This is a genomic window from Mesorhizobium sp. P3_B5, from assembly GCF_056402815.1.
This window is the reverse complement of record NZ_JBFUGR010000008.1, coordinates 132804-158667: the sequence shown is the minus strand read 5'-3', so window position 1 is coordinate 158667 and position 25864 is coordinate 132804. Positions and strand designations below refer to the sequence as shown.

The window sequence follows — 25864 nt, the reverse complement described above, 5'->3', positions numbered from 1 at the left end:
CCTGGCCTCCCGGCGGAAGCCCACTCCGACAGTGTCGGGGTGGGCTTTTTCGTCTCCGGCCGGTGACAGGTCCATTGCGTTCCGTCACCGGTGCGAATATGCTTGTTGTACGATCGTTCAACAAGCATATTCGCTGGCACCGATGACCTGTAACCCTCGCTACGAAATCCTGTTCGAGCCGATGCGGATCGGGCCGGTCACCGCGCCGAACCGCTTCTATCAAGTGCCGCACGCCAGCGGCATGACCAATGCGTTGCCACGGGTTCGCGCGGCCTTCCGCGAAGCCAAGGCCGAGGGCGGATGGGGGGTGATCTGCACCGGCGCCTGTTCGATCGACCCGAGCTCGGACGACGCACCGCTGCCTTTCGCTATGATGTGGGACGACAACGACATCCGCGCCCATGCGCTGATGACGGAGGCGGTGCACCGCCATGGCGCGCTGGCCGGCGTGGAGCTGTGGCACGGCGGCGCCTCGGTGATGAACAGGACAAGTCGGCTGCCGCCGCTGTCGCCATCCGGCATTCCATGGATGGCCACCCATGTCGGCTTCATGGGCAATTTGCGGCCGAAGACGATGGACAAGGCCGATATTCGCGAGGTGCTGCGATGCCAGGCCGAAGCGGCGCGCAAGGCGCGCACGGCCGGCTTCGACATCGTCTATGTCTATGCCGGCATGGGCTATCTCGGCTACGAATTCCTGCTGCCGGAATACAATCATCGCGCCGACGAATATGGCGGGTCGATCGAGAACCGGGTGCGCTTCGTGCGCGAGTTGATCGAGGTCACCAAGGAGGCCGTCGGCAAGGATTGCGGCGTCGCCTTGCGCGTCAGCCTCGAGGAACTGCGTGGCCGACCCGGCCGCAACCAGCCCTCCGAGGCACACGAACTGGTCGAACTGCTTGCCGACCTGCCCGACCTGTTCGACGTCAAGATGGATTCCAGTCCGACCGACTGTTCGGCGTCGCGCTTCAGCGGCGAAGGCAGCCACGAGCCGGTGATCGACTTCGTCAAATCGCTGACGAAAAAGCCAGTGGTCGGCGTCGGCCGTTTCACCTCGCCCGACACCATGGTCTCGCAGATCCGGCGCGGCGTGCTCGACTTCATCGGCGGCGCGCGGCCTTCGATTGCCGACCCGTTCCTGCCGAACAAGATCCGCGAAGGACGCGAGGCCGAAATCCGCGAATGCATCGGCTGCAACATCTGCATTTCAAGCTGGCATGACGGCGTGCCGGTGCGCTGCACGCAGAACCCGACAGCCGGCGAGGAATGGCGGCGCGGCTGGCACCCGGAGCGTGTAGAGCGCACCGACAAACCTGAACGCATTCTCATTGTCGGCGGCGGACCGGCCGGGCTCGAATGCGCGCTGACGCTCGGCCGTCGCGGTTATGAGGTGACGCTCGCCGACAGCAGCCGCAGCTTCGGCGGGCGGCTGACTTTCGAGAAGACGCTGCCCGGCCTGTCCGCCTGGAACCGCGTCGTCGACTATCGCCTCGGCCGTCTCAACGAGATGAGCAACGTCTCGCTCTACCCCGAGAGCGCGCTGGGCGTGGATGAGATCATTGAGCTTTCGCCGGAGCGCGTGGTGCTGGCGACCGGCGCGCGCTGGACGAAGATGCTCTATTCCTCGCTGGAGATTCCGGTCGGACGGCTCGACCATCCCGATGTGCTGACCCCGGACGACATCGCCGGCGGCCGGCTTCCGCAGGGGCCAACCCTCGTCTTCGATTTCGACAACTATTACATGGGCGGCGTCCTCGCCGAACACCTCGCCGCGCACGGCATCCCGGTCAGCTACGTCACGCCGGCAGGCCAGGCGTCCGCATGGACGGTCATGACTAACGAACTGCCGCTGGTGCATCGCGCGCTGGCGCGGCGCAAGGTGCCGGTGACGACACTGCATCTGCTGAAATCCTTCGACGGCGAGACGGCGACGCTGGCGCATCTGTTCACTGGCGAGGAGATCCGAATGACTTGCCGCTCGGTGGTAATCGTCGGACTGCGCTTGCCGCGCAATGAACTGTTCGAGTCCCTAACAGAAAAGGCGGATGCGCTTGCGGGAGCCGGCATCAAAAGCGTCGATCGGATCGGCGATACGCTGGCGCCCGGCGCCATCGCTCATGCGGTGCATGGCGGCCACAAGCTGGCTCAGGAGATCGGCGCAAAAATCCGAGTGCAGCCTTACCGTCGCGACACGCCGATCGTCGATGCGGTGGCGGACTTCGATATGCGGACGGCAGCCGAATAGGAGAAGGTTATGGAGCGCATCACGGCACGTCGCAGACCCGGCCGCCCGCAACGCGAGATCGGCGGCATCGAGCAGCGGCCGTGGAAGCATCTGACGCGTCCCTATGCGCCGATCGAGATTCTCTCTGATGATCAGGTGCAGACGATCCACGAGATGGGCCTGACCATCCTCGAAGAGATCGGCATGCGGGTGCTGCAGCCGCAGGCGCGCCAGTTCTATCGCGCGGCCGGCTGTGAAGTCGACGAAGGCGAGATGCGGGTGCGCTTCGACCGCGCCATGGTCATGCAGCGCGTCGCCATGACGCCGTCGTCGTTCGAATTGCGCGCCCGGAATCCGGAGAAAAACGTCAAGGTCGGCGGGCGGCACTGCATCCTGGCGTCGGTCGGCGGGCCGGCCTATGTCATGGACAATGATCGCGGCCGCCGCCCCGGCACCTATGCCGAGATGTGCGATTACCTCAAACTCATCCAGTCGTTCAACGTGCTGCACCAGGAAGGCGGCGGGCCGTTCGAGCCGCTCGACCTGCACCAGAACACGCGCCATCTCGACCTCTATTATGCCGAGATCACGCTGCTCGACAAAAACTGGCAGCCGCAGACGCTTGGCCGCGGTCGCGCCGTCGACGCGCTGGAAATGGTGGCGATCTCGCTCGGCACGACGCGCGAAAACCTTGCCCAGGAGATGCCTGTCTTCACCGGCATCATCAACACCAATTCGCCACTGCAGCTCGACGAACCGATGGCCGAAGGGCTGATCGCGCTGGCCGAGCATGGCCAGGTCAATGTCATCACGCCGTTCACACTGGCCGGCGCGATGAGCCCGGTGACGCTGGCCGGTGCATTGTCGCAGCAGCATGCCGAGGCGCTGGCCGGCATCGTGCTGACGCAGATCGTGCGTCCCGGCGTGCCGGTGATGTATGGCGGCTTCACCTCCAATGTCGACATGAAGACCGGCGCGCCGGCCTTCGGCACGCCCGAATACACGCAGGCCGCGCAGATCACCGGTCAGCTCTGCCGGCTGATCGGCGTGCCGTTCCGGTCCAGCAATGTCACCGCCGCCAATTCGGTCGACGCGCAGGCCGCCTATGAAAGCGCCATGTCGCTGTGGGGTTGTTTGATGGGCGGCGCCAATCTGGTGCTGCATGCCGCCGGCTGGCTCGGCGGCGGGCTGACGGCGTCGTTCGAGAAACTGGTCATCGATGCCGAGATGCTGCAGATGATGTGCGCCTATTTCGACCCGCCGGTGGTCGATATCGACACGCTGGCGCTGGAAGCGGTGCGCGAGGTCGGCCCGGCCGGGCATTTCTTCGGCGCGGCACACACGATGCAGCGCTACGAGCGGGCGTTCTACTCGCCGCTGGTCTCCAACTGGGACAACTACGACACCTGGATCGAACGCGGCCAGCTGACGGCGCGCGAGCGCGCCAATGTGGTGTGGAAGCGCATGGTCGCCGAATACGAGCAGCCGCCGATCGATCCCGGCATCGACGAAGCGCTGCGCGACTATATGGAGCGCCGCAAGCGCGAGGGCGGTTCGCCGCTGAACTAGGCGCCGCGCAACGGCCCGACCTGAGCTTCGAGCATCTCGAAGCCGGCAGCCTCCGCCGCCTGCGGTGTCACGACGCTTTCATCAAGACACCATTCGAGCCAGAGCCCGTCGACCAGGGCGATGAAATTGCGCGCCAGCCCCGGCGCATCGACGTCCCGGCCGCGCGGCGTGGCGACCGCGGCGATGTCCTCGGCGAGTTCGGCCCGGTAGGCGTCGTATAGTTCACGATGCGCTGCCTTGAGGCGCGGGTTGACGGCGATCTCACCCCACAGCGAGAGCCAGATCAGCAAATTGTCACGGCTGAAATAATCGGGCGAGAAGTTTGACTGCACCAGAGCGGCCAGCGAGGCCTCGGGCGGCCAATCGGGTTTCTCGGCGCGGCGGCGCTTGGCCTCGGCGATCTGGTTGTTGACGCTGGCATAGAGCGAAGATTTGTAGACCTCGACCAGCAGCCCGTCGCGACCTTCGAAATGGTGGTTGATCAGGCCACGCGAAACGCCGGCCTCCTTGCAGATGCGATCGATGGTGAAGGCGCCGATGCCGCCAACCGACAGGCACCGCGTCGCCGCCTCGATCAGCATGGCACGGCGCACATCCGGGTGCTCGCGGCTGAAGCGCGGCGGCGATTTCTTGGCGCCGCGCTTGCGCTTGGTGGTTGCTGGTTCCGTCATCGACCCCAGCTAATCGATTGCCGTCAAACTGTCCACGTCTTGCCCGGGGGCATGCGAATTGCGCGCAACAGTTTGCCTATATCAGCCGGCCCTGCGGACGGCCGCTTTCTCGTCTTCGAAGAACCGGTTCGGCGGCCGTTTCAGGCCGAGATTCTCGCGCAGTGTGGTTCCCTCGTACTGCCGCCTGAAGATCCCTCGCCGCTGCAGTTCCGGCACCACCTTCTCGACAAAGTCGTCGAGGCCGGCGGGCAGATAGGGAAACATGATGTTGAACCCGTCGGAGCCCTCGGTGACCAGCCATTCCTCCATTTCGTCGGCGATGGTCTTCGGCGTGCCGACGAAAGCGAGGCCGGAATAGCCGCCCAGCCGCTGCGCAAGCTGCCGGACGGTGAGGTTTTCCTTGCGCGCCAGTTCGATGACGCGCTCGCGACTGCTCTTCGAGGCATTGGTCTCGGGGATTTCCGGCAAGGGAGCGTCCGGATCGAAACCCGACGCGTCATGGCCGAGCGCGATCGACAGCGAGGCAATGCCGCTCTCGGTGTAGACCAGTCCGTCGAGCTTCCCCCGTTTGGCCTGCGCCTCCTCGACGCTGTCGCCGACGATGACGAAGGCGCCGGGCAGGATCTTGATATCGTCGCGCGAGCGGCCGAGCTTTTGCGCGCGGCCCTTGACGTCGGAAAGAAGCGCTGACCGGCCGCGAGATCGGCGTGCGCCGCGAAAATGACTTCCGCCGTTTCGGCCGCCAGCTGCCGTCCGGCCTCCGACGCGCCGGCCTGGACGATGACCGGCCAGCCCTGCACCGGCCGCGCGATGTTGAGCGGCCCGCGCACCGAAAGGTGCTCGCCCTTGTGGTCGAGCACATGCAGCCTCTCCGGGTCGAAATAGAGCCCGCTTTCGGCGTCGCGGATGAAGGCGTCGTCGGCAAAGCTGTCCCACAGGCCGGTGACGACGTCGTAGAATTCGCGCGCCCGCTGGTAGCGCTCGTCATGCTCGACATGCTCGTCGAGGCCGAAATTCAGCGCCGCGTCGGGGTTGGACGTGGTGACGATGTTCCAGCCCGCGCGGCCGCCGCTGATATGGTCGAGCGAGGCGAACCGGCGGGCAATGTGATAGGGCGCGTCGAAGGTCGTCGACGCGGTTGCCACCAGCCCGATGTGATCGGTGACGGCGGCGAGCGCCGACAGCAGCGTGAACGGCTCGAAGGACGTGACCGTATGGCTGCGCCGCAGCGCCTCGATCGGCATGTTGAGCACGGCCAGATGATCGGCCATGAAGAAGGCGTCGAACTTGGCCACCTCCAATGTCTGCGCGAAGCGTTTGAGGTGCGCGAAGTTGAAATTGGCGTCGGGATAGGCGCCCGGGTAGCGCCAGGCGCCGGTGTGAAGACTGACCGGGCGCATGAAGGCGCCGAGCCGCAATTGTTTTTTGTCTGCCATGGATGATCACCTGACGTGGACGAGCGCTATCGCTCCGATATGCCAGCAGGATCGGACGGCTTTGTCGCCCTGGAAAGGAATTCTGTTTTGCAAAACCCGTTCTCGGGAGCATTTTCGTATGGATGGCCGTTCAATCTATTTTGATGAACACGCCCTTGGTGTTGAGATATTCGTCGAGATGCTCGCCACCGCCCTCGCGGCCGTAGCCGCTCATCTTGTAGCCGCCGAAGGGCACCGCCGGATCGATGGCGTGATAGGTGTTGACCCAGACCGAGCCGGCGCGGATCTTTCGTGACAGTTGATGCGCGGTGGCGACGTTCTGCGTGAACACCCCGGCGGCGAGACCATAAAGCGTGTTGTTGGCGCGCTCGATCGACTCGTCCAGCGTGTCGAAGGGCAGCGCCGAGATGACGGGGCCGAAGATTTCCTCACGCGCGATCCTCATGCCGTCCGAAACGCCGGCAAAGACCGTCGGCGCGATGAAATTGCCGGCGGCAAGCGTGCCTTCGGTAAGGCGGGCGCCACCGGTGACCAGCGTCGCGCCTTCGGCCGTGCCGGCTTCGAGGTAACCTGTGACCCTTTGCAGCTGTTTCTCCGACACGAGCGGACCGATCTCGGTTGCCGGGTCGATGCCGTCACCAATCCTGAGGCCTTGGGCGTAGGCAGCCAGCCGCGCAACAAACTCGTCATGGATCGGACGCTCGACAAACAGGCGCGAGCCGGCGATGCAGATCTGGCCGGAATTGGCGAACACAGACATCGCCGCCACCGGCACCGCTTTGTCGAGATCGGCGTCGGCGCAGACGATGACCGGCGATTTGCCGCCGAGTTCCAGCGAAACGCGCTTCAAATTGCCGGCTGACGCCCGGATGATCGACTGGCCGGTCGCAGTCGAGCCGGTGAAGACGATCTTGTCGACGCCCATATGTTCGGCCAGGGCAGCACCTGCCTCGGCGCCGGTGCCGGTGACGATGTTGACGACGCCTGGGGGAACGCCGGCTTCGTTCATGATGTCGGCGATCAGCAGCGGCGTCAGCGGCGCTTCTTCCGAAGGCTTCAGCACGATGGTGCAGCCGGTCGCCAGTGCCGGGCCGATCTTCCAGATCGAGGCCGCCGTTGGCGCATTCCACGGAATGATGGCGCCAACGACGCCGACCGGCTCCTTTCGGGTGAAGGAGACGACCTCGCCCGGCAGCGAGTTCTCGATGGTCTCGCCATGCAGCGCGGTCGCCATGCCGGCGTAGTAGCGCAGCATGCCGATGACGCGGTTGCGGTTGGCGCGGGTGCGCACAATCGGCATGCCCATATCGGTGGTGTCGGAGCGGCTGATCTCTTCCCAGTGCTTTTCGAAGAGGTCGGCGATTTTCAGCAGCAGCACCTGCCGCTCATAGGGCTTGAAGCGGCTCCACGGCCCGTCGAAGGCCTTGCGGGCGGCAGCGACGGCGAGTTCGATGTCCTGCCGATCGCCGCGTGGCACTGTGGCTAGAACCGCGCCTGTGGCCGGATTGCGGGTTTCCATTGTGCGGCCCGAGCGCGCATCGACCCAGGCGCCATCGATGAACATCTGGCGGTGGCGTCCGTCGAGCGGTTGACGCAGGGCGATCGAAGTCTGGGCCAGGGTCATGATTGTCCTCCTCGCGACAGGCCGCACGTGGCCTACCCGCCAGGAGAAAGCCAGAACGCCGCACGTCAAACGTACGGCGTTCTAGCATTTTTCCAAGACCGCATCCTATGCGCCAGCAGGGCCTACTCGGCTGCCAGGGCCAGTTGCGGCTGTTCATTGTCCTGCACCGCCTCACCTGCAGGCTCCGCGGCCTTCTTCGGCTCACGGCCAAAGAACAACGCATAGCCAGCCGGCAAGACGAGGATGGTGAGCACGGTGGCAACCAGGATGCCGCCCATCATGGCGTAGGCGAGCGGGCCCCAGAACACGGCGCGCGAGATCGGGATCAGCGCCAGCACCGCCGTCATCGCCGTCAGCACGATCGGCCGGAAACGGCGCACGGCCGAGCCGATGATGGCCTCCGATCGTTCCATGCCTCTGGCGATGTCCTGGTCGATCTGGTCGACCAGGATGATCGAGTTGCGCATGATGATGCCGAGCAGCGCGATGACGCCGAGGATGGCGACGAAGCCGAACGGCGCCCCGCTGATCAGAAGTGCGGCCGCCGCACCGATGATACCGAGCGGGCCGGTGGCCAGCACCAGCATCGCCTTGCCGAAATGCTGCAGCTGGATCATCAACAGCACGACGATGACGGCCAGCATGATCGGCGCCTTGGCGGCGATCGAAGCCTGGCTTTCCGCCGAATCCTCGGCGCCGCCCTGGATCTCGACCTTGTAGCCGGGAGCGAGGCCGGCTCGCAGGCCCTGCATGTCGTTGTACAGTTTCGTCACGACGTCGTTCGACTGCACGCCATCCGGCAGCGTGGCACGCACGCTGATGGTCGGCAGACGGTCGCGCCGCCATTCGACGCCTTGTTCCAGCACCGGGACGACCTTGGCCACCTGCGACAGCGGCACGAAGCCGCCGAAGTCGGTCGGGATGGAGATAGAGTCGACCGAGGACAGCAGGCTGCGGCTTGCGTCCGGTTCGCGGGCGACGATCGAAACCGTCTCCTCACCGTCACGGAAATCATCGAGCGGCGCGCCCGACATGGTTGCCTGCAGCATCTGGCGAATGCGCTGCGAGCTGACGCCGAGCGCCCGGGCGCGGTCCTGGTCGATGACCAGCTTCATCGCCGGCACCGGTTCCAGCCAGTCGTCATGGATGGCGCCGAGCTGCGGATTTTCCGCGAATTTCGCCTTCACCTGATCGGCAATGCGGCGCACCTCCTGGCGATCCGGGCCCATAACGCGCATCTGCACCGGCCAGCCTGTCGGCGGGCCGAGGAAGAGGCGGTCGACCTTGCCGCGGATCGACGGGAAGTCCTGCGCCAGAATGGTGCGCAGCTTGACGATCAGCCGCTCGCGGGCCGGTTCGTCATTGGCCATCACCAGAAGCTGGGCGAAGTTCGGGTTGCGCAGCTGCTGGTCGAGCGGCAGGAAGAAGCGCGGTGCGCCCTCGCCGATATAGGTGGCGATGAAGCGCTTGTCGGTGTCGCCCATCATCTTGGCTTCCAGCGCCTTGGCCTGCGTCTCCACCTCCTTGATCGAGGTTCCCTCCGGCAGCCAGAGGTCGACAAGGATTTCCGGACGCGACGATTGCGGGAAGAAATTCTGCGGGATGAACTGGAACGCCCACAGGCTGGTTGCAAAGGTCATCAGCGTCATCACCAGGACGATGATGCGGTGGCGCACGGCCCAGCCGACGGTGCCGCGCAGCCGGCGGTAGAAGCTGGTGTCGAAGGCATCGTGGTGATTGCCGGCATGCTTGCGCTGCTTGAGGATCATGTAGCCGAGCCACGGCGTGAAATAGACCGCCACGAACCAGGAGACGACCAGCGCGATGCCGACGACGTAGAACAGCGTGCGGACATATTCGCCGGCCGTCGAGGCGGCGAAACCGACGGGGATGAAACCCGCGGTGGTGATCAGCGTGCCGGTCAACATCGGGAAGGCGGTCGAGGAATAGGCGAAGCTCGCCGCGTCGATCTTGACCAGCCCCTCTTCAAGCTTGCGCTCCATCATCTCGACGACGATCATCGCATCGTCGACGAGCAGGCCGAGCGCAATGATCAGCGCGCCAAGCGAAATGCGCTGCAGGTCGATGCCGAGCTCGTACATGATGGCGAAGGTGGCGGCCAGAACCAGCGGAATGGCGATGGCGATGACCAGGCCCGAGCGCCAGCCGATCGACAGCAGCGAGACGGCAAGCACGATCAGCAGCGCTTCGCCCAGCGCCTCCATGAACTCCTTCACGGCATCGCGGACGACTTCCGGCTGGTCGGAAATCTGGTCGACCGAAACGCCGTAGGGCAGCGCCTCTTCGAAACGCTTGTAGGTCGCCTCGACGTCGGTGCCGACATCGGTGACGTTGAAGCCCCTGGCCATGACGACGCCGAGCTGGACGCTTTCGTGGCCGTTGAAGCGATATTTGCGCTGATAGGGATCCTCGAGGCCGGCGGACACGGTGGCGATGTCGCCGAGACGCGTCACCTGGCCGCCGGCGCGCAAGCGCAACTCCCTGATGTCGGCTGCCTTGGTCACGTCGCCTTCGACCGAAATGCGCACCGAACGCAGACCGGTGTCGACGGAGCCCGCCGGATCGACATTGTTCTGACCCTTGATGGCATTCTGCAGGTCGGACAGCGTCAGCCCGCGCTCGGCAAGCGCCTTAGACGACACGTCGATATAAATCTTCTCCGGCTGGTCGCCGATGATGACGGCCTTCTCGACGCCTGGCGTCGTCAGCAGCATGTCGCGCGCCTGGATGGCGAATTTCTTCAGTTCCGGATAGCTGTAGCCATCGCCGCTGATCGAGTGCAGGGTGATGAACGTGTCGCCGAACTCATCGTTGAAGTATGGCCCGAGCAGCCCCTGCGGCAATTCATTGGCGATGTCGCCGACCTTCTTGCGCACCTGATAGAACGCGTCGGCGACCTGCGCCGGATTGGTGTCGCCCTTGACCTGCAAGGTGATGATGGCGCTGCCGGCGCGGGTGTAGGAGCGAACGAAATCGAGATGCGGCGTTTCCTGCAGCTTGCGCTCGATCTTGTTGACGACCTGGTCCTCCATCTCCTGGATCGAGGAGCCAGGCCAGATCGCCTGGACAACCATGACGCGGAAGGTGAAATCCGGGTCTTCCTTCTGGCCCATGCGCATCAGGCCGAGTGCACCGGCAATGATGATCAGGCCAAACAGAAAGCGCGCGATGGAGGGATGGCCGATGGCCCAGCGCGAAAGATTGAAAGGCTGCTTTTCATTGGCGTCGGTGGTCATGGCGTCAGCCCATCCAATTGATCGTCAGCGCGTTTGCGCACGTTCTCAGAGTTTCCGATGTCGGCTTCCGGGCGGCGAGGCTTTCCGAGCGGAGAGACTCATCGCGGTGGGACGCGGGTCAGATGTGGGGGTTACATCAACCTTGCGTCTCGACCATCGGGCGCTCGCCGCCCGGAAACCATGAACCGATTGACCTCGCGGCTTGCGCCGATGCGATGAAAGCCGGTTTTCGTTTGCTTCGTGTCAGCGCAGGGCCTTGGCCGCGTCTTCCGCGGATGCCGACTGTTGCGCTGCACCGCCGGTCAGCTTGACCTGCAGATTTTCGGTCATGAACTGGGTGCCTGCGGCTACGACGACGTCGCCTGGCTTCAGCCCGTCGGCGACACTGACGCCGTCGGCGGTGAATTCGGCAACCTTGATGGGGCGCGGATGGACCGTGTCGCTGCCGCGGTCGACTGTCCAAACGATCTTCTGGCCGTCCTTTTCAGCAAGCGCGCTGAGCGGGATGGACACCATCTGCTGCCGGCTCGCCACCGAGGCTTCAATGTTGGCGGTCATGCCCAGCAGCACGCGGGGATCATCGGGGAGCGAGACGCGAACGGCAAAGGTACGCGACTGCTGATCGGCGCTGCCGGCCACTTCGCGGACCTTGCCGTCGAGGCTCAGCGCGTCGTCGGACCAGAAGCTCGCCTTGACCGCCTTGCCCGGCTTGAAGGCGGCAATATCCATTTCGGGAACCGCGATCAGCACTTCCTTTTCGCCGTCGACGGCAACGGTCATTACCGGCGTGCCGGCACCGACCACCTGGCCGACATCGGCGCTGACGGATGTGACGATGCCGTTCTCGCTCGCCTTGAGATCGGTATAGACGACCTGGTTCTGCGCTTGGGCAAGCGTCGAGCGGGCGGCATCGCGCGTCGCCACCGCCTGGTTGTAGCTCAGCGTCGCCTGTTCGAGCTGCGACTTGGAGGTGAAGTTCTTGGCAAAAAGCTGCTCGGCGCGCTCCCGCGACAGATCGACCGTCTCGACCTGCCGCTCGGCGGCATCGAGGCTGGCCTTGGCGCTCTTGACCGAAAGCTCGTAGTCGGTGGGATCGATGCGGGCCAAGACATCGCCTGATGTCACATGCTGGCCGATATCGACAAGGCGCTGGGTGACCTTGCCCGAGATGCGAAAGCCGAGATTCATTTCGGTGCGGGCGCGCACCGAGCCGGAATAGTTGAGTTCGCGGCTGTTCTCAGCCTGGCCGATCTCGACCACCTTGACCGGGCGGATGATGTCCTGGACTTCGGTCTTCTCCTGCGAGCAGGCCGCGAGCCCGAGCGTGGCGACGATCAGGCCAGCGACTGGCAGCCTGCTGATGATGGAACTGGACAAAGACACTTTGGCACTCCTGACTGGAGATGAACTTTCGACACCGGCACCCGGTGGGGTGGCGGCTATTTCAAAGCCTTGATCGCATAGTCGATAAGGTCGTCGGGCATCGCCCGGTTGGTCTTGGCAAGGCACTGCGCCACCATCTGCGGGTGGCACAGAATGACGGTGGCGGCGCCGAAGCAGCGCGATGCGATGACCGGATCCTGTTCCCGGAACTCACCGGCCTCGATGCCGTCGCGGATCACCTCCGCGAACAAGTCGTGGATGCTGTCGACATGCTTGTCGATGACGCCCCAGTCGCGTTCGAGCGCAACGATGACCATCTCGTGGACCTTCTGATCGTCGAGCATGACTTCCATCGTCATCTTGTATTGCGCATGCACGTAGCGCCGCAGCCGCTCCTCGGCACTGATCGGCAGCCTAGAGATCTCGTAGGCCATCTTGTAGCTGGCGCCGAGCATCCGGCCGCAGACGGCCTGGTGGATTTCAACCTTGGAGGCAAAGAAACGGTAGATGTTGGCCGGCGACATGCCTAGTTCGCGCGCAATGTCGGCAACGTTGGTCTTGCCGTAACCGTAGTGACGGAACAGGCGCTCGGCGCAGTCGAGAATGCGTGTCACATTCTCCTGTCGGGTGGGGTCGGCCACTATGTTGGCAGCTTCTGACATGGCTCTCTGTCGATTAACGAGTGACGAATTTCAATTTTCGTCAGTCGTAAATCGAAAAAGGTGGGATGTCAACGCGGATTCGACGTACACGTATAATTGGTGACAGATGGTGACAATGTTGGCGGCCGGGCTCCACGCGCTTCGTCATCCTAGGGCGAAGCAAGGAGCGTAGCGACGCGGCGCAGACCCTAGGATCCATGCCGTGACGCATGTCGAATAATGCAGCGGTACCAATTAGTTGCGCCGATATACGCCTAACGTCCGCCGCCAGTGATTCTCGATCGCCGGAGTGCTGCCGCAAGGTCACGGCATGGATCCCAGGGTTTCCGCTACGTTGCTTCGCGACTGCTCCACCTAGGATGACGAAGTCACGCAGGGCCGCGGCAAATTGTCGAGGCCATCGCAAGAGTTGCAGTGTAGTTAAGCCTGCTTCGCCATTTCCCGCAGCCGGAACTTCTGGATCTTGCCGGTCGAGGTCTTCGGGATTTCCGCGAATATCACCGCCTTCGGCACCTTGAAGCGGGCTAGAAGCGCGCGGCAGTGGTCGATGATCTCGGCTTCGGTCGCGGTCTTGCCCGGCTTCAGTTCGACATAGGCGACCGGCACCTCGCCCCATTTCTCGTCGGCCCGCGCAACGACGCCACAGGAGGCAACGGCGGGGTGCTTGTAGAGCGCATCCTCGACCTCGATCGAGGAGATGTTCTCGCCGCCGGAGATGATGATGTCCTTGGAGCGGTCCTTGAGCTGGATGTAGCCATCCGGATGCATGACGCCGAGGTCGCCCGAGTGGAACCAGCCGCCGGCAAAGGCCTCGTCACTTGCCTTGCGGTTTTTCAGATAGCCCTTCATGACGATGTTGCCGCGGAACATCACCTCGCCGATGGTCTCGCCATCGGCCGGCGTTTTCTGCATCGCCTCCGGATCCATCACTGTCAAATCCTCAAGCGCGGCGTAACGCACGCCCTGTCTCGCCTTCTTCGTCGCCTTCGATCCCTTGTCGAGACCATCCCAGGCGCCGTGCCATTCGTTGACGACCGCCGGGCCGTAGGTCTCGGTCAGGCCATAGAGATGGGTGACGGCAAAGCCGGCATCGGCCATGCCCGAAAGCACGGCTTCCGGCGGCGGCGCCGCGGCGGTGTTGAAGGTGACGGTCTGCGCGAATTCGCGCTTGTCCTCGTCCTTGGCGTTGATCAGCACCGACATGACGACCGGCGCGCCGCAGAGATGCGTGACGCCGTGGTCGGCGATGGCGTCGTAGATCGGCTTCGGCCGCACCCAGCGCAGGCAGACATGGGTGCCGGCCTGCACGGCCAAGGTCCAGGGAAAGCACCAGCCATTGCAGTGGAACATCGGCAGCGTCCACAGATAGACCGCGTGCTTGGCCATGCCGGCATGGATGGTGTTGGTGTAGGCCATCAGGGCCGCGCCGCGATGGTGATAGACGACGCCCTTCGGATTGCCCGTGGTGCCGGAGGTGTAGTTGAGCGATATGGCGTCCCATTCGTCGTCGGGCATCGACCAGGCGAAATCCTCGTCGCCGCCGGCGACAAACTCCTCATAGTCGAGCGTGCCGAGCCGTTCGCCCTTGGGATAGGGCGCATCGGTGGCGTATTCGGGATCGTCATAGTCGATGACCAGCGGCTTTGCTCTGGCCAACGCCAGCGCCTCCCTGACGACAGCAGAGAATTCGCGGTCGACGATGAGAACCTTGGTTTCGGCATGGTCGAGCTGGAAGGCAATGACCGCGGCATCGAGGCGTGTGTTGAGCGAATGCAGCACCGCCTTGGTCATCGGCACGCCGAAATGCGCCTCAAGCATTGGCGGCGTGTTGGACAGCATGACAGTGACGGTATCGCCCTTGCCGATGCCGCGCTTTGAGAGCGCCGAGGCAAGCTTCAACGAGCGGCGCCAGAAATCGCGATAGGTGGTGCGCTGGCGGCCATGGATGATGGCGACATGGTCGGGATAGGTCCTGGCCGCCCGCTCCAGATAGGTGAGCGGCGTCAGCGGCTGGTGGTTAGCCGCGTTCTTGTCGAGATCCTGTTCATAGGGATTGCCCATCCCGTCCTCCCCAATGTCTTCCTTGTGACGTTCTAATCACAGGCTCGGGCCGCGTCACCACCAACGATGCCACGAGAGTGCGCATTTGGCACAATGATGTTCTGGATTCAGCTGATGAAGGGGCATCGTATACCTCGGCTCGGTTTGACTTTTGTCGAGAGCCGTGAATAATGTCAGAGAGGAGATGGCATGGCGATCCGACCGGCAGAACAGCTTATCCACAAAGCCGCCTGGCTTTACTACGCCCACGGCCTGCGTCAGGACCAGGTGGCCAGCCAGCTCAAGATTTCCCGTGCCTCGGTCGCCATGTATCTGCGCAAGGCGCGCGAGACCGGCATTGTCAACATCTCGACCTCGACCCAACTTTTCACCGATGATGTGCTGGCGCGCAAGCTCGAAGACGCGCTGAAGCTCGACGCCGTCTGGATTGCGCCGGAAAACGACTATGTCATCGATCCGTCGACCGACATTGCGGTGCTGGCGGCGAGCGTCTTTCTCGAACTGGTCAAGAAGGGCGATCGCATCGGCGTCGCCTGGGGACGGACCGTCTACACGATCGCCGACATCATGTCCTATGCCGACCTGCAGGATGTCACCGTGGTGCAGCTGTGCGGCAATCTCGGCGCCCCCTATTCCTACCGGCCGGACCAATGCACGATGGAAATCGCCCGCCGGCTCAACGCCAAGGGCATCAATTTCTATGCGCCACTGGTGCTGACGACGGAGGAGCTGGCGCGCGGCCTGCGTGCCGAGCCGGTGATCCGCGAGCAGTTGGCGAGCATTCATGAATGCGACCTGGCGCTGTTCTCGGTCGGCACCGTCGACGCCGACAGTCATGTCGTCAAATGCGGTGCGCTGACCGTCGACGAGATGGGCGCGTTGCGTAAGGCGGGTGCTGCCGGCGTCATCGCCGGGCAGATCATCGACGCCAAGGGCAAGGCGCTCGACTGCAGCTACAACCGTCGCGTCATTTCGGCAGACCTTTCATCGCTGCGCGCCATCGAAAAGCGCCTGATGGTCGTGCAGGAAGTCAGCAAGTTCGACCCGCTCATCGCGGCGATGACCGGCGAGCTCTGCACGCATCTTGTGGTCGGCGCGCGGATGGCGCGACGGCTGCTCGACCATGCACAAAAGGCCTCCTAGCAAACGAAATCATTGCAGCCGGCGCATTGTCATCAAAGCGTCGCGGCATTCCTGTTCACAACAACAAAGACAGCAAATCGGACGAAGCGAATATGAAGAACCTGTGGAATGACGGCGATGCGGAGAAGCTGGTAGCCGACTATGCAAAGAAGGGCGTCAGCCGCGACCTGGCGCTGCGCGTCTACACGACGCGGCTGCTGGGCGGCGAGCCGCGTCTGGTCCTGCATGGCGGCGGCAACACCTCCTGCAAGACCAAGGCTACCGATCTCGTCGGCGACGAATGGGATGTGCTGTGCGTCAAGGGCAGCGGCTGGGACATGGGCGTCATCGAGCCGCAGGGCTTGCCGGCGGTCAAACTCAACGCGCTGCTCCGCGCACGGTCGCTCACCAAGCTTGCCGACGAGGACATGGTCGCGCTGCAGCGGGTGAACCTCATCGACCCGTCCTCGCCCAACCCGTCGGTCGAGACGCTGCTGCACGCCTTCCTGCCGCACAGATTCGTCGACCACACGCACTCGACCGCCATCCTGGCCATCGTCGACCAGCAGGACAGCGAGCCGCTGGTGAAGACGGTGTTCGGCGCCAAGATGGGTTATGTCCCCTACATCATGCCGGGCTTCGACCTGGCGAAAGTGGCTGCCGATATTTTCGACGCTGACCCTACGGTGGAAGGCCTGATCCTCGACAAGCACGGCATCTTCACCTTTGGCGACGGCGCCAAGCAGGCCTATGACCGGATGATCCACTACGTGAACGTTGCCGAGGAGTATGTCGCCAAGCACGGCAAGCCGCGCACCGAAAAGGTCGCCTTGCCGACCAAACTGGCAAAGCTTGCCGATATTGCATCGACGCTGCGCGGTGCGGTTGCGGTTGCGCGCGGCGAAGGCCGCTTCGACCGTATGATCAGCGATTTCCGCACCTCGGATACGATCGTCGATTTCATCAACTCGGCCAAGATCGCCGACTATGCCGGACGCGGCGTGTCGACGCCCGACCTATCGATCCGCATCAAGACCGGGCCGATGGCGCTGCCTGCGCCCGACGCCGACAAGATCGGCGACTACAAAGCGATCATCCGCAGTCACGTCGAGACCTTCGCCAGGGACTATCGCGCCTATTTCGAAACCAATGACGCGCTCGACGATGTCAAACGCACCATGCTCGACCAGATGCCGCGGCTGACGCTAGTGCCGGGCCTCGGCATGTTCGGCCATGGCCGCACGCTGAAGGATGCGAAGATCGCCTCCGATGTCGGCGAGATGTGGATCGAGGCGGTGCGCGGCGCCGAAGCCGTCGGCAATTTCCATCCACTGTCGAAAGCCGATCTGTTCCCGCTCGAATACTGGTCGCTGGAACAGGCCAAGCTCGCCTCCAACAAGCCGAAGCCGCTGACCGGCCAGGTGGTGCTGATCACCGGCGGCGCCGGCGCCATCGGCGCTGCCACGGCAAAGCTGTTCGCCGCCAATGGCGCCCATGCGGTCGTCGTCGATCTCGACGCGGCAAAGGCGGCGGAAGCAGCCAAGCAGGCCGGCAACAATTCGATCGGCGTTGGCGCCGACATTACCGACCCCAAGCAGATGCGCGCTGCCTTCGACAAGGCCGTCGCCGTCTATGGCGGCGTCGACATTCTGGTTTCGAATGCGGGAGCTGCCTGGGAAGGCCGGATCGGCGAGATCGACGACGTCACCTTACGCAAGAGTTTCGAGCTCAATTTCTTCGCCCATCAGTCGGCGGCGCAGAACGCGGTGCGCGTCATGCTCGAACAGGGCACAGGCGGCGTGCTTTTGTTCAACACCTCCAAACAAGCGGTCAATCCCGGTCCGAAGTTCGGCGCCTATGGCATCCCGAAGGCGGCGACGCTGTTCCTGTCGAGGCAGTACGCACTCGACTACGGCGCCCACGGCATCCGTTCGAATGCCGTCAACGCCGACCGCATCCGTTCGGGGCTGTTGACCGATGCCATGATCGCCAGCCGCTCGGGCGCACGCGGCGTCTCCGAGAAGGAATACATGTCCGGCAATCTGCTCGGGCAGGAAGTGACGGCCGAGGACGTCGCCCAGGCGTTCCTGCATCAGGCGCTGGCCGACCGCACCACCGCCGATGTGACGACGGTGGACGGCGGCAACATCGCGGCGGCGATGCGCTAGCGGCAAGAAAATACCGCAACGACGAAGAGCGGCCTGTGGGCCGCCCTTTTCTTTTTGCGCTCGAACCAGGGCTGTCTTGGAATCGTCGCTGTCGGGCCATCAAAAGTCCGGTTTCAGACCGTTCCAATGATGCCGCTTGCAACATCGATTTTTCGTCAATAGCGGCATCACCGCCGATTACTTTCAATCCCAGACCTTTTGGAGACGTTCATGGTTGCGAAAAGACTGCGCATTGCCGTGTTGTTCGGCGGGCGCTCGGCCGAGCATGACGTATCGGTGCTTTCGGCGACGAATGTGGTGCGCGCGCTGGACCCTGCCCGGTATGACGCGGTGCCGATCTTCATCAGCCGCGAGGGAATTTGGCTGCTGAGCGCATTCGAGGACGGCACATTGGCGAAGCCGGAGAGCGGCACGGAAGTTTGCCTCGTGCCCGGCGGGCGCGGACGGATGATCGCACTTGCGGCTAATGGCTCTGCCCATGACCTACCGAAGATCGATATCCTGTTTCCAGTCTTGCATGGACTGTATGGCGAGGACGGATCGGTCCAGGGGCTGGCCGAAGTCGCCCGCGTGCCGCTTGCCGGCTGCGGCATCCTCGGTTCGGCGGTCGCGTTGGACAAGGACATCGCCAAGCGGCTGCTGAAGGCAGCTGGGGTGCCGGTCGCACGCTCGGTGACGATCCACGACGGCGACACCCCTTCCCTCACCGCACTCGAGGACGAACTCGGCCTGCCGCTGTTCATCAAACCGGCGCGGCAGGGATCGTCCGTCGGCGTCGGAAAGGTCAATGCCAGCCAGGAATTCGATCGAGCGCTGGCTGAGGCTTTCCGGCACGATCGCAAGTTGTTGGCAGAGGAATTCGTTCGTGGCCGCGAGATTGAATACAGCGTGCTGGAAGACGTCGCAGGCAATCTATTCGTCTCGCGGCCGGGCGAGATCGTGCCGGCGGAAAGCCACGGCTTCTATAACTACAATGCCAAATACATCGACGAGAATGGCGCCGCACTGATCGTGCCAGCCGAACTGCCGCCTGAAGTCGAGGCAGGCATGCGCGACATGGCCGCCAAGGCTTTCAGAGCCGTCGGTTGCGACGGCATGGCGCGCGTCGATTTCTTCCTGATGCCGGACATGCAATTCCTGGTCAACGAGATCAACACCATCCCGGGCTTCACCGACATCAGCATGTATTCCAAGGCGATGGCGGCAAGCGGTGTCAGCTATGCCGCGATCATCGACCGCCTGGTGGAGCACGGGTTGGCGCGCGCCGGGCGATCGGGCTGAGAGCGAAATCCGCAACGCACAAACAAAAGAGCGGCCCGAGAGCCGCTCTTTCTTTTGCTGGTGAGCCAGGAACTATTTGGCGTTCGGGTTCGGCATCCAGGCCGGCATGGCGACATCGGCATGGGCGAATTGCGGCAGCTTGGCCGACAGGTCTTCCATGTTCTTGATGTCCTTGTCGATCAGGTCCTTCTGGGTGATCAGCGTCGGTGGCACGATTACGTTGTGGCCGGGGTCTTCACCGGCCAGCAGCTGCGCCAGCGCGCGCACCGAGACCTGGCCGACGACGGCCGGGTTGGTGGCGGCGGTTGCCGCCCAGGCGCTGTCGGTCTCGCGCATCGCTGATATATCCGAAGTCGAGATGTCGGCCGAATAGATCTTGATGTCCTTGTTCAAGCCGGCCTCGTCGACGGCGATCTTCACGCCCTTGGCGAATTCGTCATAGGGGGCGAACATCACCTTGATATCGGGGTGGGCCGACAGCACCGAGCGCGCCTGGTTGGCGACCGAATTGGCGATCGGGTTGTCGAGCGTGCCGAACATGGCGACTTCGTTGATGCCGGCATACTTCTTCTTGACGTCGACCCAGGTCTCGTTGCGGCGGTCGAGCGGGGCGATGCCGGCGACATAGACGTAGCCGGCCTTCCAGCTGTCGCCATTGTCCTTGACCGCCTGTTCGAGGGCGAGACGCGCAAGGTCGCGGTCGGACTGTTCGACCTGCGGAATCTTGGGGTTTTCGACATTGACGTCGAAGGCGACGACCTTGATGCCGGCGTCGACCGCGCGCTGGGCGGCGTCCTTCATCGATTCCGTCAGACCGTGCTGGATGATGATGCCCTGGACGCCGAGCGCGATGGCCTGGTCGACCATATCTGCCTGCAGCGCCGCATCCTGGCGGCTGTCGAGCACGCGTAGGTCGACGCCAAGCGCCTTCGACTGCGCCTCGACGCCGGAGAGATAGGCCTGGAAGAAGTCGCCGGTCGAGAGATAGCGAACCAGCGCAATCTTGACGCCCGGCTTGTCGAATGGCGCCGGCTTGTCCGCAGCAAGCGCCGGGAACTGCATCAGCATGGTTGCGCCGGCAAGCCCGAGCGCTGCCTTTCCTAGAAGTCTTCTTGTGATCTTCATTTTGTTTCCTCCACTTGTTGAACTCAAAATATGACCCGGTCGAATCCTATCGCCTGCCCCTGCCGGAAAGGGCGAAGGTGAAGACAAGGGCGACCACCAGAACCACGCCCTTGACGAAATCCTGCGTGTAGTAGGGCGCGTTCATCATGGTCAGGCCTTGCAGCAAGATGCCGACGAACAGCGCGCCGACGGCGGTGCCGAAGGCGTTGGGCTTGGCGGCACCAAGCACCGCGTAGCCGATGAGCGCTGCCGCAACCGCGTCGAGCAGCAGATTGTTGCCCGAGGCAATGTCTCCGCGGCCTAGCCGTGCCGCGAGCAAAATGCCGCCGATCGAGGCAAAAACGCCTGAAATGATGTAGGCCCAGATCTTGTAAGCCTTGACCGGCGCGCCGGCGAGTTCGGCCGCCCGCTCGTTGCTGCCGACCGCATACATCATGCGGCCGAAACGGGTGTATTCGAGAAAGAACCAGATCAGCACGGCCAGCACAATGAGGACCACGACCGACACCGGAATGAGGTTCGGAATGAAGAAATCGAAGCGGTGGCGGCCGAGCGCCAGGAAGGCGTCGGAGAACTTGCCGTTGGCGACCGAACCGTCCGGCATGGTCATGCCGGTAGCGATCGAGCGTCCCTCGGTCGGGATGCGCTGCAGGCCGACAAGCAGGAACATCATGCCGAGCGTCGCCAAAAGGTCGGGCACGCGCATATAGACGATCAGCCAGCCATTGATGAGACCGACGACGGCGCCGATCAGCAGGCAGACGATGACCGCAACGACGGCGTTCTGTTCAAGCACCACCATGACATAGGCGGCAGCCATCATGGCGGAGGTGGCAACCGAGCCGATCGATAGGTCGAAGCCGCCGACGACCAAAGTGGCGGTGACGCCGAGCGCCAGCACGCCGGTGATGGCGACCGACTGGAAGATGAAGACGGCACTTTGCGGCGAGACGAAACCGTCGGCGGCGATCGCGAAATAGGCGACCAGCCCGAACAGCAGGACGATGAAGCCATAGCGAATGGCGTAGTCGCGCAGCGTCATTCAGCGCTCCCGCGTGATGCCGCCATTTCTACCCAACCCAAACTCATGCTTTCTCCATTGCACGTCTCACCATCTGACCTCATGCCGCGCTGTGCAGCGGCCCGCCGGCGACCTCGGCCAGCAGGCGATCGAGATCGATATCGGCGTTGCGGTGTTCGCCGACGATCGTCTGCTCCGACATCACCAGGATGCGGTCGGCCGTCTCCAGCGCTTCATCGAGTTCGGTGACGAACAGCAGCGTCGCGCGGCCATTGGCGCTGGCCCTGAGCTTGGCGGCGATATCGCGCCTGGCGGAAATGTCGACGCCCTGAAACGGCTCGTCGAGAATGAACAGCTTGGCATTCTGTGCCATCCAGCGGGCGACCATCACCTTTTGCTGGTTGCCGCCGGACAGCGACGCCATTTCGTCCTTCTCGGAACGGCAGACAATGCCAAGTTCCTGGACCTGCCGGCGGGCGATGGTGCGTTCCAGGCGGCGCCTGAGCACACCGAAATGCGACATCCGCTTGTGGAATGGCAGGCTGATGTTTTCCTGGATGTTGAAGCCGCCGACAATGCCGTTTTCACCGCGATCCTTGGCGACGAGAAACACGCCGGCGGCGATCGCCTCGCCGGCCGTGTCAGGCGCATAGGGTTTGCCGTTCAACACCATGGTGCCGGACAGCGGCTTGCGCACGCCAAACAGCGTTTCGGCCAGCGCCGTCTTGCCGACGCCGACGAGACCGGTGATGGCAACCACCTCGCCGTCGCCGAGCGTCAGCGAGATCGGTTTGGCGCCCTGCGTAAGACGCAATCCATCAATGGTCAGGATGGCGTTGACCGAGTCCCTGGCAACGATCTGGTCGAGATGGATCTTGCGGCCGAGCATGGCGTTGATGGCGCCTTCATAGTCGAGCGGCTTCCTGTCGAAGGCGCCGCTGATCAACCCGTCGCGCATCGAGACGATACGGTCGGCAAGCCGCCTGATGTCCGACATACGGTGCGAGATGTAGAGGATCGCCACGCCTTGCTCGCGCAACCGGTCAAGCAGTGCGAACAACCGGTCGGCCTCGGCGCTGGACAGCGAGGAGGTCGGCTCGTCGAGGATCAGCACTTTCGGCTGGTGCGCCATGGCGCGGGCGATCGCCACCATCTGGCGGTCGGCCAGAGACAGGTCGCTGATGCGGGCCCTAAGGTCGATGGCCAGCCCCATGCGGTCGGCGACGGCCTTGGCCTCGCGGCGCACGCGGCCCGGATTGAACAGGGTCGGCACGCCGCTGCCGGTCAGCCTGTCGAGCGTCAGATTGGTGGCGACGTCGAGATCGGCGACGACGCCGTCATTGATGTTCTGATGCACGGTGACGACACCGGCGCGGATCGCTTCCGCCGGGGTCTTCGGCGCCAAGTCGCGACCGGCGAGGCGCATCGTGCCGCCGCCGTGGTCGTAGACGCCGCTGATGATCTTGACGAGGGTGGATTTGCCGGCGCCGTTGGCGCCCATCAGCACGGTGACTTCGCCGGCATGCAATTCGAGCGAGACGCCGCCAAGCACCTCGATATGGCCAAAGGATTTCCTCAGGCCGTCCACGCGGAACACGGCATCATTGCCCATTCGTTCCTCCCTGACCATGACGCTATGGGCTCAATCGGCAATTGTCAACACGATTGACAATTGCCAGATGGCTTCCTAGCTTGGCCCGGCCGCCATGGCTCCGCTATGATCGGAGCGCATCAGCGCGAGGGTGAGGAATGACTGAGAAATTGCCGTTCGAAGCATTGTCGGTGGAGACGCTTTCGACGCGCCTTGGCGCCAACGAAGCGCTGTGCGCACGGATCGGCAAGGATACGAGAAGCTGGAAGGTCCGCGAGGTCGGCGACGGCAATCTGAACCTGGTGTTCATCGTCGAGGGCGCCACCGGGGCTGCAGTCGTCAAGCAGGCGCTGCCCTATGTCCGCCTGGTCGGTGACAGCTGGCCGCTGCCGCTCAAGCGCTCCTTCTTCGAATACCATGCGCTGACCCGGCAGGAGGCGCGCGCGCCGGGTTCGGTGCCGGCCATCTATCATTTCGACGAAGGCCAAGCGCTGATCATCATGGAGTATCTGGCGCCGCCGCACATCATCCTGCGCCGCGCCCTGATCGAAGGCCGCCAGCTGCCGAACATCGCGCGCGACATCGGCCTGTTCATGGCCCGCACGCTGTTCCGTGGCTCCGACCTCTCGATGGCGGCTAGGGAGCGCAAGGCCGATCTCGCGCTGTTCGCCGACAATGTCGAACTCTGCGACATCACCGAGAACCTGGTTTTTTCGGACCCCTATTTCGACGCCAAGATGAACCGGCACACCAGCCCGCAGCTGGACGGCCTGGTCGCTGAGTTGCGCGGCGACCGCGACCTCAAGGTCGAGGCGCAGCGGCTGAAGCATCTGTTCGCAGCCAATGCCGAAACGCTGCTGCATGGCGACCTGCATTCCGGCTCAATCATGGTCACCGACAGCGAAACCCGGATGATCGATCCGGAATTCGCTTTCTACGGCCCGATGGCCTTCGACGTCGGCATGCTGCTTGCCAATTTCTGGATATCCTTCTTCTCGCAACGAGGCCACGAGCAGAAAGGCAAGCGCGATGCCATGCGCGCCTATCTGCTCGAGGTGACGAGCGAAACCTGGTCGGTGTTCCGCGCCGAGTTCTCGCATCTGTGGCGCACCGAACGCACCGGCATGCTCTACCAGACGAGCCTGTTCGAGGATCAGGGCGACAGGCTTGGTGCCGAGCAGGCGCTCGACCATGTGCTGCATCAGGTCTGGACCGACCTGCTGGGCTTCGCCGGCATCGAGGTTCACCGGCGCATCCTCGGCCTCGCCCATAACGCCGATTTCGAGACCATTGAAGACGAGGATCTGCGCGCCAGTTGCGAGGCGAAGGCGCTGAAATTCGGCCGTCACATCGCCGTCAACCGGCGCCAGATACACAGCATCGACGAGGTCAACCAGTTGGCCGCGGTGATCGAACGGGAGAGCAGCATTTGAACGTCGGCGAACGCCACTATCGCACCATCTGGCTCGCCGACGACGGGCGTTCGGTTGACATCATCGACCAGCGCTGGCTGCCGCATGATTTTCGCATCGAGACGATCGGCACGGTCGCCGGCATCGCCACCGCCATCCGCGACATGTGGGTGCGCGGCGCGCCGCTGATCGGCGTCACCGCTGCCTACGGCGTTGCCATGCAGATGCAAGACGACCCGTCGGATGCAGCACTCGACGCCGTCTGGGAGACCTTGCATGAGACCCGCCCGACCGCGATCAATCTGCGCTGGGCGCTCGACGAGATGCGGCGTTTCCTGCGGCCGTTGCCAGCCGTAGAGCGCGCGGCTGCCGCCTACCGGCGCGCCGCAGAGATCGCCGACGAGGATGTCGACCTCAACCGCGCCATTGGCGCCAATGGGCTCGAGATCATCAAGACGATCGCCGCACGCAAGCAACCGGGCGAGCCAGTCAACATCCTGACCCATTGCAACGCCGGCTGGCTGGCGACCGTCGACTACGGCACCGCCACGGCGCCGATCTATCTGGCTGTCGAGGCCGGCATTCCGGTTCATGTCTATGTCGACGAAACGCGGCCGCGCAATCAGGGCGCCCAGTTGACCGCCTGGGAGATGGCTGGCCACGGCGTGCCGCACACGCTGATCGTGGACAATGCCGGCGGCCATCTGATGCAGCGCGGCGAGATCGACATGGTCATCGTCGGCACCGACCGCACGACTGCTAGTGGTGACGTCTGCAACAAGATCGGCACCTATCTCAAGGCGCTGGCCGCCGCCGACAATGACGTGCCGTTCTATGTCGCGCTGCCGTCACCGACCATCGACTGGACGGTGCATGACGGACTGGCCGAAATCCCGATCGAGCAGCGCTCGCCCGACGAGGTCTCGCTGGTCTGGGGCAAGACCGCCTCCGGCGAGATCGCCCAGGTCCGCGTGTCGCCGGAAACGACGCCGGCGGCAAACCCGGCCTTCGACGTGACCCCGGCGCGGCTGATCACAGGCCTGATCACCGAACGCGGCGTCGCCAAGGCCTCGCGCGAGGGGTTGAAGGCGATGTTTCCGGAACGGGGGTAATCTCCCCTCGAGGGGGAGATGGCCGCAAAGCGGCCAGAGGGGGTCCTCTCACGTAGATCGCCGACGTCGTCTTTCGTCACGAAGGCGTCGGCGCTTCACGCGCGGCGACCCCCTCTGTCGCCTTCGGCGACATCTCCCCCTCGAG

16 protein-coding genes and 1 pseudogene are annotated in these 25864 nt (G+C 63.7%); 7 read left to right on the top strand and 10 right to left on the bottom strand.

Translation table 11 applies throughout. The features are described from left to right. Positions 1–142: 142 nt before the first annotated feature. Entirely contained in the window at positions 143–2245 is a 2103-nt protein-coding gene (locus tag AC1DVW_RS20855) for an oxidoreductase (protein ID WP_477325547.1), read from the top strand. A gap of 9 nt (positions 2246–2254) precedes the next feature. After that, on the top strand, positions 2255–3793 hold the full coding sequence (locus tag AC1DVW_RS20850; RefSeq protein WP_477325545.1) for a trimethylamine methyltransferase family protein: 1539 nt from the start codon (positions 2255–2257) through the stop codon (positions 3791–3793). On the opposite strand, the gene AC1DVW_RS20845 is transcribed toward AC1DVW_RS20850, so the two are convergent. From AC1DVW_RS20845 to AC1DVW_RS20815, 7 genes and pseudogenes are all read right to left on the bottom strand, one after another. Further along, positions 3790–4464, bottom strand: a complete 675-nt coding sequence (locus AC1DVW_RS20845) for a TetR/AcrR family transcriptional regulator (protein ID WP_477243306.1) — start codon at positions 4462–4464, stop codon at positions 3790–3792. The two genes, AC1DVW_RS20850 and AC1DVW_RS20845, sit on opposite strands and share 4 nt — an antisense overlap. 81 nt (positions 4465–4545) lie before the next feature. Beyond that, positions 4546–5900, bottom strand: a pseudogene (locus AC1DVW_RS20840) (LLM class flavin-dependent oxidoreductase). A 130-nt stretch (positions 5901–6030) separates the two neighbouring features. Continuing rightward, positions 6031–7524: an aldehyde dehydrogenase family protein gene (locus tag AC1DVW_RS20835; RefSeq protein WP_477243302.1), complete on the bottom strand. Its 1494-nt coding sequence runs from the start codon at positions 7522–7524 to the stop codon at positions 6031–6033. A 122-nt stretch (positions 7525–7646) separates the two neighbouring features. Next, positions 7647–10781: an efflux RND transporter permease subunit gene (locus AC1DVW_RS20830; RefSeq protein ID WP_477325543.1), complete on the bottom strand. Its 3135-nt coding sequence runs from the start codon at positions 10779–10781 to the stop codon at positions 7647–7649. Positions 10782–11024: 243 nt separating this feature from the next. After that, positions 11025–12164: an efflux RND transporter periplasmic adaptor subunit gene (locus tag AC1DVW_RS20825; RefSeq protein WP_477325541.1), complete on the bottom strand. Its 1140-nt coding sequence runs from the start codon at positions 12162–12164 to the stop codon at positions 11025–11027. Between the two features lie 56 nt (positions 12165–12220). Then, a complete protein-coding gene (locus AC1DVW_RS20820) occupies positions 12221–12826 on the bottom strand; it encodes a TetR/AcrR family transcriptional regulator (RefSeq protein ID WP_477243296.1) in 606 nt (201 codons plus the stop codon). A gap of 420 nt (positions 12827–13246) precedes the next feature. Beyond that, positions 13247–14887 (bottom strand): acyl-CoA synthetase, encoded by a 1641-nt coding sequence (locus tag AC1DVW_RS20815; RefSeq protein ID WP_477325539.1) that lies wholly within the window; start codon positions 14885–14887, stop codon positions 13247–13249. 189 nt (positions 14888–15076) lie between these two features. Here AC1DVW_RS20815 and AC1DVW_RS20810 point away from each other — a divergent pair, with 189 nt between their 5' ends. The 3 genes from AC1DVW_RS20810 to AC1DVW_RS20800 all read left to right on the top strand — a co-directional run bounded on the left by AC1DVW_RS20810 (position 15077) and on the right by AC1DVW_RS20800 (position 19458). Next, on the top strand, positions 15077–16030 hold the full coding sequence (locus AC1DVW_RS20810; RefSeq protein ID WP_477325537.1) for a sugar-binding transcriptional regulator: 954 nt from the start codon (positions 15077–15079) through the stop codon (positions 16028–16030). A 92-nt stretch (positions 16031–16122) separates the two neighbouring features. Beyond that, positions 16123–18177 carry a bifunctional aldolase/short-chain dehydrogenase gene (locus tag AC1DVW_RS20805; protein ID WP_477325535.1) on the top strand — a complete coding sequence of 685 codons (2055 nt, stop codon included), beginning with the start codon at positions 16123–16125 and terminating at the stop codon, positions 18175–18177. 210 nt (positions 18178–18387) lie between these two features. Beyond that, positions 18388–19458 carry a D-alanine--D-alanine ligase family protein gene (locus AC1DVW_RS20800; protein ID WP_477325533.1) on the top strand — a complete coding sequence of 357 codons (1071 nt, stop codon included), beginning with the start codon at positions 18388–18390 and terminating at the stop codon, positions 19456–19458. Positions 19459–19530: 72 nt separating this feature from the next. On the opposite strand, the gene AC1DVW_RS20795 is transcribed toward AC1DVW_RS20800, so the two are convergent. The 3 genes from AC1DVW_RS20795 to AC1DVW_RS20785 all read right to left on the bottom strand — a co-directional run bounded on the left by AC1DVW_RS20795 (position 19531) and on the right by AC1DVW_RS20785 (position 23216). Continuing rightward, complete coding sequence (locus AC1DVW_RS20795) at positions 19531–20583, bottom strand: substrate-binding domain-containing protein (RefSeq protein WP_477325531.1); 1053 nt, start codon at positions 20581–20583, stop codon at positions 19531–19533. 46 nt (positions 20584–20629) lie between these two features. Then, entirely contained in the window at positions 20630–21625 is a 996-nt protein-coding gene (locus AC1DVW_RS20790) for an ABC transporter permease (protein WP_477325529.1), read from the bottom strand. Between the two features lie 79 nt (positions 21626–21704). Continuing rightward, positions 21705–23216 (bottom strand): sugar ABC transporter ATP-binding protein, encoded by a 1512-nt coding sequence (locus tag AC1DVW_RS20785; protein WP_477325527.1) that lies wholly within the window; start codon positions 23214–23216, stop codon positions 21705–21707. 137 nt (positions 23217–23353) lie between these two features. Here AC1DVW_RS20785 and mtnK point away from each other — a divergent pair, with 137 nt between their 5' ends. Both mtnK and mtnA read left to right on the top strand, forming a co-directional pair. Next, complete coding sequence (mtnK, locus tag AC1DVW_RS20780) at positions 23354–24628, top strand: S-methyl-5-thioribose kinase (RefSeq protein ID WP_477325525.1); 1275 nt, start codon at positions 23354–23356, stop codon at positions 24626–24628. Then, positions 24625–25719: an S-methyl-5-thioribose-1-phosphate isomerase gene (gene mtnA / locus AC1DVW_RS20775; protein WP_477325523.1), complete on the top strand. Its 1095-nt coding sequence runs from the start codon at positions 24625–24627 to the stop codon at positions 25717–25719. The genes mtnK and mtnA overlap by 4 nt, the downstream gene beginning before the upstream one ends. The last annotated feature ends 145 nt before the right edge of the window (positions 25720–25864 follow it).

Coding starts and splice junctions, on each gene's coding strand:
- AC1DVW_RS20810 (WP_477325537.1), top strand. CDS start 15,077: ATGGCGATCCGACCGGCAGAACAGCTTATCCACAAAGCCGCCTGGCTT.
- AC1DVW_RS20845 (WP_477243306.1), bottom strand. CDS start 4,464: ATGACGGAACCAGCAACCACCAAGCGCAAGCGCGGCGCCAAGAAATCG.
- AC1DVW_RS20795 (WP_477325531.1), bottom strand. CDS start 20,583: ATGAAGATCACAAGAAGACTTCTAGGAAAGGCAGCGCTCGGGCTTGCC.
- AC1DVW_RS20830 (WP_477325543.1), bottom strand. CDS start 10,781: ATGACCACCGACGCCAATGAAAAGCAGCCTTTCAATCTTTCGCGCTGG.
- AC1DVW_RS20805 (WP_477325535.1), top strand. CDS start 16,123: ATGAAGAACCTGTGGAATGACGGCGATGCGGAGAAGCTGGTAGCCGAC.
- mtnK (WP_477325525.1), top strand. CDS start 23,354: ATGACTGAGAAATTGCCGTTCGAAGCATTGTCGGTGGAGACGCTTTCG.
- AC1DVW_RS20790 (WP_477325529.1), bottom strand. CDS start 21,625: ATGACGCTGCGCGACTACGCCATTCGCTATGGCTTCATCGTCCTGCTG.
- AC1DVW_RS20850 (WP_477325545.1), top strand. CDS start 2,255: ATGGAGCGCATCACGGCACGTCGCAGACCCGGCCGCCCGCAACGCGAG.
- AC1DVW_RS20820 (WP_477243296.1), bottom strand. CDS start 12,826: ATGTCAGAAGCTGCCAACATAGTGGCCGACCCCACCCGACAGGAGAAT.
- AC1DVW_RS20785 (WP_477325527.1), bottom strand. CDS start 23,216: ATGGGCAATGATGCCGTGTTCCGCGTGGACGGCCTGAGGAAATCCTTT.
- AC1DVW_RS20815 (WP_477325539.1), bottom strand. CDS start 14,887: ATGGGCAATCCCTATGAACAGGATCTCGACAAGAACGCGGCTAACCAC.
- AC1DVW_RS20800 (WP_477325533.1), top strand. CDS start 18,388: ATGGTTGCGAAAAGACTGCGCATTGCCGTGTTGTTCGGCGGGCGCTCG.
- AC1DVW_RS20835 (WP_477243302.1), bottom strand. CDS start 7,524: ATGACCCTGGCCCAGACTTCGATCGCCCTGCGTCAACCGCTCGACGGA.
- AC1DVW_RS20855 (WP_477325547.1), top strand. CDS start 143: ATGACCTGTAACCCTCGCTACGAAATCCTGTTCGAGCCGATGCGGATC.